This window comes from Microbulbifer maximicatervae (SeqCode), from assembly GCF_056232625.1.
Genome location: NZ_CP174324.1, coordinates 5,177,906 through 5,190,893, shown reverse-complemented (window position 1 = coordinate 5,190,893; position 12,988 = coordinate 5,177,906). Strand labels below are relative to the sequence as shown.

The window sequence follows — 12,988 nt, the reverse complement described above, 5'->3', positions numbered from 1 at the left end:
GGTCCAGCCAGCTTTGCTGGCGATCGTGCTTGACTTTGTTAAGAGTTCGCATTTCCGAAGTGCCCAATAGAAGCAATACTAATTACAAGGAATACAAAAATTACTATGAGCCAAACATATGGTCTGAACCAAAACCAATAGTCCATGCGCTTTCCAGCCAAATGAAGATACTTAAAGCCAAAAATATAAACAAGAGTGACGGCTGTTGCTAAGATTAAACTGGCCGGCAGAAATAGTACAGCAGCACCACTCCCACCTTTTGAGTTAAAGAAACCCAGAATAAATAGCCCAAAATTCAGATAACCTAAGACCTTTACCACATGTAGAAATAACTCTTTATTAGTACTCATTGAATATCTATGTTTTGACTCTTAACAGTTAATTCAAAAGAAGCGTCTTTATATCAGCCTTCTATATAATTCTACTCACTTCTTTCAAGATAACCTCAAAAATCCAATAATATCAAAAAGTTAAGAAATTTGGCATATTTCTCAACAGGTAGATATATAGCAGTCGCTATATATCTACCTGCTTTTTCTGCTCTTTATAACATTACCAACCCTATAAAAATCAAAGAGATAGATCGTCACCTCCAGAAATAGGAGAAGCTTCTCTTGAATTCTGATATTGACAGCAGGACAAAAGAGCAAATACTGTATATAAAAACAGTCTAAGGGCAATACCATGGACGACATTCGCCACAAAATCCCAGGTAAGCCTGAACGATTTATGGACAATCTGCGATTTCATATTCGAAAACAAGGACTATCGTACCGTACAGAGCAAACTTACACCCATTGGATTAAACGTTTCATTCATTTCAATAAAAAGAAGCACCCTAACGATATGGGAGCTGTTGAGATTGAGACGTTTCTCTCTCACCTTGCAGTTCAGGGCCTTTGCTCAGCAAATACACAGCGAATAGCTCTGAACGCTTTGATATATCTGTACAAGAGATTCTTTGGTAGGGATATTCAGGCTCTGGACTTTAAACTGGCAAAACAACAGAAGTACTTGCCTGTGGTTTATAGCCGAAGAGAAATATCAGCAATTTTGGATTGTCTTGAAGGCACCTACAGATTACAGGTTGAACTAATGTACGGTAGTGGTCTTCGCAGTGCCGAACTGCTTTCTTTACGCATAAAGGATATAGACTTCGACAGCAATAATATTTTTGTTCGAGGTGGTAAGGGGGATAAGGATCGCACTACGATATTACCTAATGGGTTAATTGTGCAACTACATAGGCAGGTGGAGTCTGTTTCCCTATTACACCAACAAGATCTTTTGGCTGGTTTTGGTTCGGTTTATTTACCTAACGCTTTGGAACGAAAGTATCCAAGTGCAAGCCGACAACTGGCTTGGCAATACCTTTTCCCTTCCAGCACCATCGGCCAATGTCCTCGCTCCGGTGAAAACAGAAGGCACCATATGCACGCGTCAACTTTAGCGCGCCAGGTTCGTATAGCTGTCAAGCTAGCGGGAGTCAACAAACCGGCTCGTTGCCATGCATTTCGCCATAGCTTTGCGACTCACTTGCTCGAAGCGGGTTATGACCTGCGCACAATTCAGGAACTGCTAGGGCATTCGGATGTTAGTACTACTGAAATTTATACCCATGTCGTAAATCGGGGAAATAAAGGCGTTTTAAGCCCTTCAGACCGACTGCGCAACATTAATAAAATTGAGGAGGCTGGAGCTAACTATTTTGTTGGGAGCAAGGTGGGGGAAGCCCAGGGGCTTGGCTTATTGGCTGCATCTTAGTAGCGAAGAGATTGGATACCGGGCTTTCGCCGGTATCCAATAGAAAAAAGCCGATCGAATTATCCCGGTGTTACATCTCCGTTTTGCGCGCGGTGGCGCAGTGCGTGATCGATCAGAACCAGGGCCATCATGGCCTCAGCGATAGGCGTTGCTCGAATACCAACACAGGGGTCGTGGCGGCCTTTGGTAACGACTTCAATGGGATTGCCGGAGCGGTCAACGCTGCGGCCGGGAATACGCAGACTTGAAGTCGGCTTCAGGGCGATATGAGCAATGATATCCTGGCCACTGGAAATACCACCCAACACACCACCGGCATTATTCGACAGGAACCCCTCTTCTGGAGTGATCTCATCTCGGTGCTCAGTGCCCTTTTGCTCCACACTGTCAAAGCCAGCTCCAATTTCCACGCCTTTTACCGCGTTAATACTCATTAAGCCGTGGGCCAGATCTGCATCCAGGCGATCAAAAATAGGTTCACCCAGTCCAGCAGGAACGCCGCTGGCGTGTACTGAGATACGCGCACCGATAGAGTTCCCCTCTTTGATCAGCTCCTGCATATAGGTCTCCATTTCGGGGACCCGATCAGCATCCGGGCAAAAGAAGGGGTTTTGTTCTACCTGGTCCCAATCCAACTTTTGTACTTTGATCGGGCCCAATTGTGAGAGATAACCGCGCACTTCAATGCCGTATTTTTGTTTCAGCCATTTTTTGGCGATGGCCCCGGCGGCAACCCGCATGGCAGTTTCACGGGCGGAGGATCGGCCACCCCCACGGTAGTCGCGGATGCCGTATTTTTGCCAATAGGTGAAATCGGCATGGGCTGGCCTTACCTGTTCAGCGATATTGCTGTAGTCCTTAGAGCGCTGGTCGGTATTTTCAATCAACAGACCAATAGGCGTGCCGGTGGTTTTTCCTTCGAAAACACCGGAAAGGATTTTTACCTGGTCGGGTTCGCGGCGCTGGGTGGTATAGCGGGAAGTGCCGGGCTTGCGGCGGTCCAGCTCTCGCTGAATTTCTTCTTCACTAATCTCCAGACCCGGAGGGCATCCATCGACGATACAACCGAGCGCGGGGCCGTGACTTTCGCCAAAGGTGGTGACACAAAACAGCTTGCCAAAGGTATTGCCCGACATAGACGACTTTCCAGCTAGTAGGTGGTAAAACAGGATGGCCCACAATAGGGGCGCGCATTATAAATGATCTGCCCGCCCCAGTGCGCAGACTGGGGCAAAAAGCACAAGTGTCCGCAGAACCGGGCTTGTACCCATAACCCGGCAACCGAGATTGCCGGGGAGGCAAAAGGAATTATTCCTTTTCGAAGTAGGGTTGATAGGCGAGCAGTTCTTCCCGGCTGATGGCAAAGACACCGTGGCCACCATCCTCAAACTCGGGCCACATAAACGGCACCTCCGGGAAGGCTTTTTCCAGGGCTTCCCAGCTATTACCCACTTCGCAGATCAACAGGCCGTCGGGCTGTAAGTGGTTGGCAGCCTCGCGCAGCAAGCGACGGGTAAAATCGAGACCGTCATCGCCAGAGCCCAGGGCTATATCCGGCTCAGCGTGGTATTCCTCAGGCATTTCGGCCAGATCGCGGGCATCGACATAGGGCGGGTTGCACACGATCAACTCGTAACTCATACCGTGCAGGCCGGAAAATAGGTCCGACTGAACTGCGCGCACGCGTTCGTTCAACTCATGACGATTGATATTGATCTGTGCAACTTCGATCGCGTCCTCGGAAATATCGCTCACATCGACACGCGCTTCCGGGAAGGCCTCGGCACAGGCGATACCGATACAACCGCTACCACAACAGAGGTCAAGAATCGCCAGGGGCTCAACATTGAGCCAGGGCTGGAAGTTGTGGCGAATCATCTCGCCAATCGGTGAACGGGGTACCAGTACCCGCTCGTCCACATAAAATGTCATATCGCAGAAATGCGCTTCCTTGGTCAGGTAGGCCGCCGGTACCCGCTCGCTAAAGCGCCGCTCCAGGATAGTGAGTACGTCGCGGCGCTCCTCCATGGTCAAACGGGCCTGGAGTATCTCCGGCTTACTGTAAGGAGGGAGATGCAGGGCGTGGGTTACCAGTAAAACGGCCTCGTCCCAGGCGTTGTCGGTGCCATGGCCGTAGTAGAGGTCGGCCTCATTGAATCGGCTGGTCCCCCAGCGGATATAGTCCAAAACCGTGGTCAGTTCGTGGAGGCTTGTTTCACGCCTTTCTATCATCAATCTATCCTTAAGTGCTTTGTATCTCGTCGGGGCCCACTGTCACCTGCGGGTGCCCTCTGTTGTTGCTGAGAGGGGCCAATCAATGCCCGGGGAGTGTAGTTTGCTCACACCAAATAAGCGACGAGTAAGGTTAAGTGGCCATTTTACAGCGGCTACCTAAAGGCCCTAAGCCATTTTTCCGCCCAACTTCGCTCCGCCCTGCTAACAAAATAGCCTTCGTCAGTGGTCGTCAAATAACAGCTAACAGGCTCCTGGGGCCGCGTGGATCTTTACTCTCGGGTTACAAACGCTTAGGGTAGCGCACCCGCCCTTCGGGCTGAGATGTTGGAAAGAGCAGCATGAACGAACATTACGCGCGAATTATTGAAGCAATCGGCGAAGATCCGCAACGCCCTGGGCTCAAAGACACCCCGGAGCGCGCCGCCAAAGCCATGGAATACCTGACACGCGGCTATAAACAGACCGTGGAAGATGTAGTCAACGACGCGCTCTTCCCGTCCGACTGCAGCGAAATGGTGCTAGTTAAGGATATCGAACTCTACTCCCTGTGTGAGCACCACCTGCTGCCGTTTATCGGCCGCGCCCACGTAGCCTATATTCCCAATGGCAAGGTCGTTGGCCTGTCCAAGGTAGCACGCATTGTGGATATGTTTGCGCGCCGCCTGCAGATCCAGGAGCAGCTGACCGTAGAGATCGCCGAGACCCTGCAAAACGTTACCGGTGCTGCCGGTGTCGGCGTGATCATCGAAGCCAAGCATATGTGCATGATGATGCGCGGTGTGGAAAAACAGAACTCTGTGATGAAGACTTCGGCTATGCTCGGTACTTTCCGCAGCAACCAGGCCACACGCAACGAGTTCCTCTCCCTGCTGCGCCAGTAAACGCCACAGGTACCCAGCGACCGCCAGGGCCGCTTTGACCGAGGAGTGACCGCTATGCCTCACCTGATCATAGAGTATGCGAAAAATCTGGAAGAGAAGATTTCTGTCGCTGCACTGGTCAGCTCGGCTCAGGAGGCGATGCACCGTTCCGGTCTGTTCGCCTCCCACAATATCAAGACTCGCGCCAAGTCCTACGACCAATTTATCGCTGGGGACAATGGCAATAGCTTTATCCACGCAGAGATCCGCTTGCTTGAAGGGCGCTCTACGCGGGAAAGGGAGGCATTGAGCTCGGCGGTTTTTAACAGCCTGTGCCAATTTGCCGAGGGAGTTCCCGCAGTCTCGGTAGAGGTGCGGGAGATGGATGCCAGCTGCTATTCCAAACGGGTTCCCTTCTAAGCGGTTTCACCGCGCAAGAAAGGCCCAAACCACTCTGCAATCGCCCGGGCACCACTCTCCTCCAGGTGTAAGTGGTGGCTTCCGGGAATCTCGCGCGCCTCAATACCCGGAAACTCTTGCAGTACAGGGCGCAGGCGCTTGAGCATATCTGCAATACCGTCTTCAGCGAGAACCAGCTGCACCGGCATCTTCAATCGGGATAAGTAAGCTTTAATCTGTGGCTCATTGAGCTTGGCCGTGGAAGCCGCCATCAGCCGGGGATCATTACTCCACATATAGCCACCCTCCACTTCCCGGGTGCCCCGCTCGGTCAATACCTTCGCAGCCCACTCAGTTAGCGGAAACATGCCATTCTTGCGCGCTTCGACAGCCTCTTCGAAGGTACCGTAAACCCGCAGCTTGCGCGTGCCATAACGGGCTCTCTGGGCAATGGCCTTGGCCAGGTTCTCCGGAGCTTTTTCATCTTCGGTGGAGGGAGGTACCAGGCCATCGATCAGTGCTAGGCGCTTTACCCGATCGGGAAAAGCACCAGCGGTTATCACCCCGGCGATAGCACCTCGGGAGTGCGCCACAATGGAGAACTTGCGCCAGCCGAGCGCGTGCACCGCCCCCAAAATATCTTCCGCCTCTTCCCAGATGTTGTAGTTGGCATCGAGTGAGCGGTGATAGCTGCGTCCGTGGCCCGGCATATCTATCGCTACCAGATTAATTCCGCTCAGCAGGGGAGCCAGCCGACTGAAGGTGGCACAGTTATCCAACCAGCCGTGAAGAGCAATTACCGGCTCTCCCTCCGGGTCGCCCCACTGGCGTGCGGCAATCGACTTGTGATCAAACTCAAGGGTGATTTCACGGGGAGTGATTTGATTTGTCGCCAAAGTGATATCCACCGGATAGTGACTAAAAACAGGTGGTGAAATGGTGCGGCCCACCAACAACATCCGCAATGACAGTTGTGATCAGCGCAATAGGGATTTACTGGCAGACACGACCGGAAAAATTACTCTGCGTGCTGCAACCACTCCAGGTCAGCGCAGCTATTAGCCCATACATCCGCACTGACACAGGCGAGGCTGGAAGTGCCCATCGGGTGTTCGTTGCCGCGGCCACAGAGGCCATTGAGCAGGCTGCCCACCAAAGGCTGGTGACTAACCAGGAGAAGCGGGAAGGTATCCTGGGTTTGCAAATGGTCGAGCAGTTGCTGTGGGTGGGTATTGCCGATCAGCAGCGGTTCGGTAATAACGGGCAATCCCAGTTGAGCGGCAGCAATCTCAGCGGTTTCCTGGGTGCGTACAAATGGGCTGGCCCAAATAGCCTTTACCTCCGCCAGTTCCTCGGCGCGCTTTTTACAAACCTGTGCAACCTGCCTGCGCCCGCGCTCTGTCAGGGCTCTCTCTGCATCATTGGCGAGCATGGGCTCGGCTTTACCGTGACGCAAAATAAACAGCAGCATGGGGCTTCCTCAAGGGTAGGTTGTTACTTTGTTGATATCTGCGGGAATATTCGTAGGGAGGGCAGCAGATATTTATCCGGTGCCCACGGATAAGGCACCGGATAAATTAGCGATAGGAAAAGCGATCAGTTCTTGTCGACAGGTTTGTCGGCGTCGTCGGCACTTTCCTCAACCAGCTCGGGCTTTTCGCTGCTCTCGGGCTCGGAGCTACCCAGGATAATGGCATCCTCGGCTTCGACTTCAGCCTTATCCTTTTCACGCTTTACTTCCGTAGAAACCACTTCTGCAGAAACATCTTCGGCGCCCTCGTAACCAGACAAATCCTCTACTTCAGATTCAGGCCACTCGGCAAACGGGAAAGGCTTTTCGTCGGAGTTGTAGATCAGGAACTGGATCGCCTGGTAAACATAGGAGGCGAGCTGATCGCCAAAGCGACGCAGATTATCGTTGGATTTCCCGCTGATAATCGAAAACAGGAATTGCAGTATCACTACCGCCATCAGTAACCACGCGGCAACCTGAAGGCACACTGCAAACAGCACCATATAGATAAGGCGCACCCACTGGTTGCCGGAAGTAAGATTGCGCTTTAGATCGTCATTTTTCATATGAGGCTTCCATTTAAGGCTTGGCCGAGTAGGCCACATCAAAAGTTTGCGCGCCCGACATCAAATTACGAATCACCTCAGGAATCGGCCGCTGTTCAAATAATATGGCGTGAATCGCGGAAACCAAGGGCATGTAGACACCCATTTCGTCGGCTTTCTGTTTAATCAGACGAACCGTATTCACACCTTCGGCCACCTGACCGATTTCTGCGACAGCCTGATCGAGCGGCTTGCCTTTACCGACCATATACCCCACCCGATAATTTCGGCTGAGGTCTGAGGAACAGGTCAGAATCAAGTCGCCAACACCGGCGAGGCCGATAAACGTCATGGGATCGGCACCCATCGCTTCAGCAAAACGCATCATTTCTGCCAGGGAGCGGGTGATCAATAAACTGATGGTATTTTGCCCGCGCTCCAGTGCCGCAGCCATACCAGTGATAATCGCGTAGATATTTTTCAGCGCACCGGCAAGCTCGACTCCAAACACATCGTTACTGGAATAAACCCGGAAAGTCTCCGAGTGCAGTGCCGATTGAATCGCTTTGCAAAGTGCCTCGTCTTCACTGGCCACCACCGTTGCAGTGTAGTGCCCCGCAACAATTTCTTTTGCAAAATTTGGTCCGCTCAAGACCCCGACACGCATGTCGGTGGTTTCCTCGCGCAGGATATCGCTCATTAAGTGGAAGTTGTCGTGCTCGATTCCCTTAGTGGTGGAGATCAGCATGGTGCCCGGCGCCAACAACGGGGCTACTTTTTTTACCACCTCGCGAAAGGATTTACTGGGTATCGCGACAAAAACGATACTGCAACCATCGACCGCTTGCTCCAGGTCGCTGGTAAGTTGTAATTCCGGATGCAGGGGCACGCCGGGCAGATATTTATGGTTTTCTCGAGTATCGCGACACTCAGCCGCCGTCTCCGCATTGCGCATCCACTGGCGGGTGTCGTGGCCGTTGCCCGCCACAATGTTAGCAATCGCGGTTCCGAAACTGCCGCCGCCCAATACGGCAATAGCGAGGGGGTTGGAAGTTTCTTTTTGCATTGTCACACCAATAAAGCTTCTTATAAGACTTGCGGATTATAGAGGCATGACCCGCTGAGCCCAATGGGGTCAATTTGTTTTAAACTTCTGCCAATTGTGCGAAACGGCACAGTAAATAGCAAAAACGGCCCTCTGCCTTGACCAACCGATAAAACACCGTTCGATCCGGCAGGGGCCGCTTCTGGGACCAGCAAAGTCTAAAACAACTCCGCTGGCCATCGCTTAGCACCAATCAATAGCGCTGACTTAGCCGTGCATTTCCAGCAGCAGCGTGTTCAGACGGCGCACATAATCCGCCGGATCTGCCAACTGGTTACCGGCAGCCAGATTAGCCTGGTCCATCAGGATATTGGTGAGATCCGCAAAGCGATCTTCATCCGCCTCCTGGTCCAGACGCTGTACCAGTGGGTGGGACGGATTGATTTCAAAGATCGGCTTGGCATCTGGCAGGGCCTGGCCGGCCTGTTCCAGGATGCGGCGCATTTGCGGGCCCATATCCTGTTCGCTCACCACCAGACACGCTGGGGAGTCCACCAGGCGAGTGGTTGCGCGTACGGATTCAACGCGACCTTCCAGAACTTCCTGTACCCGCTCAACCAGGGCACCGGACTCCTGCTCAACTTTTTCGCGCTCAGCCTTGTCCTCATCGCTCTCGGCTTCACCCAGATCCAGCGCACCTTTGGCCACGTCCTGGAACTGCTTGCCGTCGAACTCGTTCATATGGCCCACGAACCACTCGTCCACCTGATCGGTGAGCAGCAGCACTTCGATACCCTTCTTGCGGAATACTTCCAGGTAGGGGCTGGACTTGGCCGTAGCGAAGTTGTCGGCACACACGTAGTAGATCGCCTTTTGGCCATCCTTCATGCGACCCACATAGTCTTCCAGGGATTGATCCTGCTTCTCGGTATCGGTATGGGTGCTGGCAAAGCGCAACAGCTTGGCAATTTTCTCTTTGTTGGAGAAATCTTCAGCCGGACCTTCTTTCAATACATTGCCGAACAGATCCCAGAGCTTCTGGTATTCATCTCCATCTTTCTTCGCCAATTTATCCAGCATATCCAGAACACGCTTGGTCAGCGCGCTCTTGATCGCATCAGTATTGCGATCTTTTTGCAGGATTTCACGGGATACGTTCAGCGGCAGATCATTGGAGTCCAGAACACCTTTCACGAAACGCAGGTACAGCGGCAGGAACTGCTCCGCATCGTCCATGATAAAAGTGCGCTGCACATACAGCTTGAGGCCGCGAGCGGCATCGCGCTGGTACAGATCAAACGGTGCGCGCGCCGGAATGTAAAGCAGGCTGGTGTAATCCTGTTTGCCCTCTACGCGGTTGTGGCTCCAGGTTAAGGGATCGTCGAAATCGTGGGAGATATGCTTGTAGAACTCCTTGTACTCCTCAGATTTCACATCGGAGCGGGGGCGAGTCCACAGGGCCTGGGCAGCGTTTACTGCTTCAAACTCAGGCGCCTTCTCTTCTTTCGGCTCTTCGCCCTCTTCCGCCGCCGGCATTTCCTCTTTCAGCATTTCCACCGGAATGGCGATGTGATCGGAGTACTTTTTAATGATGGAGCGCAGGCGCCAGCTATCGGCAAACTCTTTCGCTTCTTCTTTCAGGTGTAGAACCACTCGAGTACCGCGCTGGGGCCATTCAACAGTCTCTACGGAGTATTCCGCTTCACCGTGACACTCCCAGTGCACACCCTGGTCGGAATTCAAGCCGGCGCGACGGGTGAATACGTCCACTTTGTCAGCGACGATAAAGGCGGAGTAAAAGCCCACACCGAACTGGCCGATCAGGTGCGCATCTTTTTTCTGGTCTCCGGTCAGCTGCTGCATAAACGCAGAGGTGCCGGAGCGGGCGATAGTACCGAGGTTTTCGATAACTTCATCGCGGCTCATACCAATACCGTTATCGGTAATGGTGAGCGTACCCTCTTCCTTGTCAAACTCGATGCGAATGCGCAGGTCTGCATCTTCGCCAAGTAACTCAGGCTTGGACAGCGATTCAAAACGCAGCTTGTCGGCGGCATCAGAAGCGTTGGATACCAGCTCGCGCAGGAAAATCTCCTTATTGGAGTAGAGCGAGTGGATCATCAGGTGCAGTAGCTGCTTGGCTTCCGTCTGGAATCCATGGCTCTCTTTTTGGGCCTCAACGGTCATCTATTCGGTCTCCCCGTAAACGTCAATCGGAACAGGGAGCAAATATTGGGATCAGCCAGCAGGTTTCAAGGGGGGAAGGACAATCACTTACCAGTGGAGATCAGCGATCTCCACTGGTTTGAGCGGTAGCGAGATTACCTTTGCCAGTAATATCGATCACGAAATTGGCAGTGAGATCTGAGATCACTCGGGACTCCGCATTCATCAGGATGGCAATACCCACTTTCAACTTTTCCGAATAGGCCACCGCCGCACGGAAGCCCGCAACCCAACCGCCGTGATAAATAATGCGGTCATCACCGATGGTGTAGAGGCGCCAGCCCAAGCCGTAGCCTGCATGAGACAGGTAATCTCTCCAGATACGATGGCGCATATGGCGCTGGGTAGCGACTCGTTCAGTTGTCATATCGGCGATCACTTCCGGTGACAGCACCTTCGGGTAGTAGCCCATCTGGGCTTTCAGCCACTGGGCCATATCGGAGATACTGGCATTCACTCCCGCCGCCGGTGCAGCAAAGTAGTATTCCTTCTCCACCTTTACCGGGCGCCAGCCACTGCCTGTCTGGATATGGGGTGCCGCACGGTTGTCGGAGGCCATAAAGCTCTCCCAACCGACCGATGCGTTCTGCATTTTCAGCGGGACAAAAATTCGCTTTTTCAGCTGGCTGGCAAAGGAGACCCCGGTCGCCTCAAAAATCACATCTTCAATAAGGCTGAACAACACATTCTGGTAGCCGTAGCATTTTCCCGGCGTGCAGCGCGGATCGATATTGGCAAACTTGGGCAATATCTTGCTGAGAGGCTTGTTGTCCTCAAGGTAGTTGTCGTAGGCGTTGGGGGTCAGGCCCGAGGAATGGCTGAGCAAGTGTTCCACCTGAAGCTGGCGAGACAACGAGGGCGTCTTAAAGCTCAGGTCCGGCACATAGTTGACCACCTTGTCATCCCATTTGAAGCGATCTTCATGCTCCAACATAGTGGCCATACTGGCAGCGAAGGTCTTGGATACCGAGGCCAGACGGAACACCGTGTCCTGATCCACCTTGCCGGATTTACCCCTGACCCTGACGCCATAGGTGTCCATCGCGACCACCCGGTTGCCATCCACGATGACATAGGCGCCGCCGGGTATAGATTTACCCGCCATCATCTGTTTGAAGTATCGGCCAAACTGTTTGGCCCTGTCGTCTATATCAGCCGCTTGCGCAGGCAGGGACAGACTCCCCAGAATCACCAGGAAGAGGAAAAAACGTGCCATAGAGGCGCGCATGCCGTAGACGATATTTGAAAGAATTGCAGGTCTCATAAGCAAATCGAGCCGCCAAAGCAATCCGGTAGTTGCAGATAAGACTAGCAGCCAGCGGGCAAAAACTCTATTTAGGCGCCACGCAGGACTGACCGCTGAATTCTAGTCTGCACTTTTCTCCGGCGCGGGGACGGCCATGCCAATCAGCGCAGATCAGCGCAACAAGGCTTGTACAAACAAAAAAACCGCCTTGCGGCGGTTCTTCTTTTGGGGCCCGGGGACCCCAACGCAAAAAGCGTCTTACAGCTTCTCAGCGTTCTCGCTCAGGTAAGCCGCTACACCTTCCGGAGAAGCGTTCATACCTTTGTCGCCTTCCTGCCAGCCGGCGGGGCAAACTTCACCGTGCTCCTGGTGGAACGCCAGAGCGTCAACCATGCGCAGCATTTCGTCAACGTTACGGCCCAGCGGCAGATCGTTAACTACTTGGTGACGTACAGTGCCTTCTTCGTCGATCAGGAAGGAACCGCGGAAAGCAACACCAGCGTCAGCTTCTACGTCGTACGCCTGGCAGATTTCGTGCTTAACGTCTGCAACCAGAGTGTACTTAACCGGGCCGATACCACCGTCGTTGACGGAGGTATTACGCCATGCGTTGTGAGAGAACTGGGAATCGATGGATACACCGATTACCTCAACACCGCGCTTTTCAAACTCAGCGAAACGGTGGTCGAAAGCGATCAGCTCAGAAGGACATACGAAGGTGAAGTCCAGCGGGTAGAAGAAAACTACAGCCTTCTTACCTTTGATTGCTTCTTTCAGGTTAAAAGTATCGACGATTTCGCCGTTACCCAATACCGCTGCAGCGGTGAAATCCGGAGCCGGCTTGCCTACCAGAACTGCCATGAAAACCTCCTCAATCCAATGATGGGTTGTTGATGATACGTAGAGTGTTCAATTTATGAGCAACAGCTATAAATCGAATGGGAATTAATAGTGGGCCGCTATGATACACACCCACTTATTTCAGGCCCATAAATTTTTTAAATCAGGCTGATAGCAGAACGGCTATGCGTGAACTAACACCCAAAATAGGATGACCTACCCGCAAAAATGTACAAATAGCAAACAAAGAGGGCGAAATGCGACCATTCCGAAATCTTATTGACACTCATTCTCAATTGCAATAGGATTCCTACC

13 protein-coding genes are annotated in these 12,988 nt (G+C 52.6%); 3 read left to right on the top strand and 10 right to left on the bottom strand.

Annotation, left to right across the window (positions count from 1 at the left end; all coding sequences use genetic code 11):
• Positions 1-38: 38 nt before the first annotated feature.
• A complete protein-coding gene (locus tag ACJJI6_RS22585; RefSeq protein ID WP_475712106.1) occupies positions 39-350 on the bottom strand; it encodes a hypothetical protein in 312 nt (103 codons plus the stop codon).
• Positions 351-684: 334 nt separating this feature from the next.
• On the opposite strand from ACJJI6_RS22585, the gene ACJJI6_RS22580 reads away from it, so the two are divergent.
• Positions 685-1,764, top strand: a complete 1,080-nt coding sequence (locus ACJJI6_RS22580; protein ID WP_475712105.1) for an integron integrase — start codon at positions 685-687, stop codon at positions 1,762-1,764.
• Positions 1,765-1,823: 59 nt separating this feature from the next.
• Here ACJJI6_RS22580 and aroC read toward each other — a convergent pair whose 3' ends face one another.
• Positions 1,824-2,900, bottom strand: a complete 1,077-nt coding sequence (gene aroC, locus ACJJI6_RS22575) for a chorismate synthase (RefSeq protein WP_108734111.1) — start codon at positions 2,898-2,900, stop codon at positions 1,824-1,826.
• A 172-nt stretch (positions 2,901-3,072) separates the two neighbouring features.
• Positions 3,073-3,996, bottom strand: coding sequence for a 50S ribosomal protein L3 N(5)-glutamine methyltransferase (gene prmB / locus ACJJI6_RS22570; RefSeq protein WP_444936431.1), 924 nt, complete (start codon positions 3,994-3,996; stop codon positions 3,073-3,075).
• Between the two features lie 341 nt (positions 3,997-4,337).
• Here prmB and folE point away from each other — a divergent pair, with 341 nt between their 5' ends.
• Complete coding sequence (gene folE / locus ACJJI6_RS22565) at positions 4,338-4,880, top strand: GTP cyclohydrolase I FolE (protein ID WP_282933775.1); 543 nt, start codon at positions 4,338-4,340, stop codon at positions 4,878-4,880.
• 54 nt (positions 4,881-4,934) lie between these two features.
• Entirely contained in the window at positions 4,935-5,279 is a 345-nt protein-coding gene (locus ACJJI6_RS22560; protein WP_282933776.1) for a 5-carboxymethyl-2-hydroxymuconate Delta-isomerase, read from the top strand.
• Here the strand turns inward: ACJJI6_RS22560 and ACJJI6_RS22555 are convergent.
• From ACJJI6_RS22555 to ACJJI6_RS22525, 7 genes are all read right to left on the bottom strand, one after another.
• Positions 5,276-6,208: an alpha/beta fold hydrolase gene (locus ACJJI6_RS22555; RefSeq protein ID WP_475712104.1), complete on the bottom strand. Its 933-nt coding sequence runs from the start codon at positions 6,206-6,208 to the stop codon at positions 5,276-5,278. The two genes, ACJJI6_RS22560 and ACJJI6_RS22555, sit on opposite strands and share 4 nt — an antisense overlap.
• A 68-nt stretch (positions 6,209-6,276) precedes the next feature.
• Positions 6,277-6,729 (bottom strand): phosphohistidine phosphatase SixA, encoded by a 453-nt coding sequence (gene sixA, locus ACJJI6_RS22550; protein WP_475712103.1) that lies wholly within the window; start codon positions 6,727-6,729, stop codon positions 6,277-6,279.
• Positions 6,730-6,854: 125 nt separating this feature from the next.
• The gene (locus ACJJI6_RS22545; protein WP_475712102.1) at positions 6,855-7,337 is read right to left on the bottom strand and encodes a DUF4389 domain-containing protein; all 483 of its coding nucleotides are present in this window, start codon (positions 7,335-7,337) and stop codon (positions 6,855-6,857) included.
• Between the two features lie 13 nt (positions 7,338-7,350).
• Positions 7,351-8,382: an NAD(P)H-dependent glycerol-3-phosphate dehydrogenase gene (locus tag ACJJI6_RS22540; RefSeq protein ID WP_475712101.1), complete on the bottom strand. Its 1,032-nt coding sequence runs from the start codon at positions 8,380-8,382 to the stop codon at positions 7,351-7,353.
• A gap of 246 nt (positions 8,383-8,628) precedes the next feature.
• Positions 8,629-10,548, bottom strand: a complete 1,920-nt coding sequence (gene htpG, locus ACJJI6_RS22535) for a molecular chaperone HtpG (protein ID WP_475712100.1) — start codon at positions 10,546-10,548, stop codon at positions 8,629-8,631.
• A gap of 100 nt (positions 10,549-10,648) precedes the next feature.
• Positions 10,649-11,851, bottom strand: a complete 1,203-nt coding sequence (locus ACJJI6_RS22530; RefSeq protein WP_444925620.1) for a serine hydrolase domain-containing protein — start codon at positions 11,849-11,851, stop codon at positions 10,649-10,651.
• Between the two features lie 240 nt (positions 11,852-12,091).
• Entirely contained in the window at positions 12,092-12,694 is a 603-nt protein-coding gene (locus ACJJI6_RS22525) for a peroxiredoxin (RefSeq protein WP_444896448.1), read from the bottom strand.
• Between the last annotated feature and the right edge of the window lie 294 nt (positions 12,695-12,988).

Coding starts and splice junctions, on each gene's coding strand:
- ACJJI6_RS22530 (WP_444925620.1), bottom strand. CDS start 11,851: ATGAGACCTGCAATTCTTTCAAATATCGTCTACGGCATGCGCGCCTCT.
- prmB (WP_444936431.1), bottom strand. CDS start 3,996: ATGATAGAAAGGCGTGAAACAAGCCTCCACGAACTGACCACGGTTTTG.
- aroC (WP_108734111.1), bottom strand. CDS start 2,900: ATGTCGGGCAATACCTTTGGCAAGCTGTTTTGTGTCACCACCTTTGGC.
- ACJJI6_RS22580 (WP_475712105.1), top strand. CDS start 685: ATGGACGACATTCGCCACAAAATCCCAGGTAAGCCTGAACGATTTATG.
- sixA (WP_475712103.1), bottom strand. CDS start 6,729: ATGCTGCTGTTTATTTTGCGTCACGGTAAAGCCGAGCCCATGCTCGCC.
- folE (WP_282933775.1), top strand. CDS start 4,338: ATGAACGAACATTACGCGCGAATTATTGAAGCAATCGGCGAAGATCCG.
- ACJJI6_RS22545 (WP_475712102.1), bottom strand. CDS start 7,337: ATGAAAAATGACGATCTAAAGCGCAATCTTACTTCCGGCAACCAGTGG.
- htpG (WP_475712100.1), bottom strand. CDS start 10,548: ATGACCGTTGAGGCCCAAAAAGAGAGCCATGGATTCCAGACGGAAGCC.
- ACJJI6_RS22585 (WP_475712106.1), bottom strand. CDS start 350: ATGAGTACTAATAAAGAGTTATTTCTACATGTGGTAAAGGTCTTAGGT.
- ACJJI6_RS22560 (WP_282933776.1), top strand. CDS start 4,935: ATGCCTCACCTGATCATAGAGTATGCGAAAAATCTGGAAGAGAAGATT.
- ACJJI6_RS22540 (WP_475712101.1), bottom strand. CDS start 8,382: ATGCAAAAAGAAACTTCCAACCCCCTCGCTATTGCCGTATTGGGCGGC.
- ACJJI6_RS22525 (WP_444896448.1), bottom strand. CDS start 12,694: ATGGCAGTTCTGGTAGGCAAGCCGGCTCCGGATTTCACCGCTGCAGCG.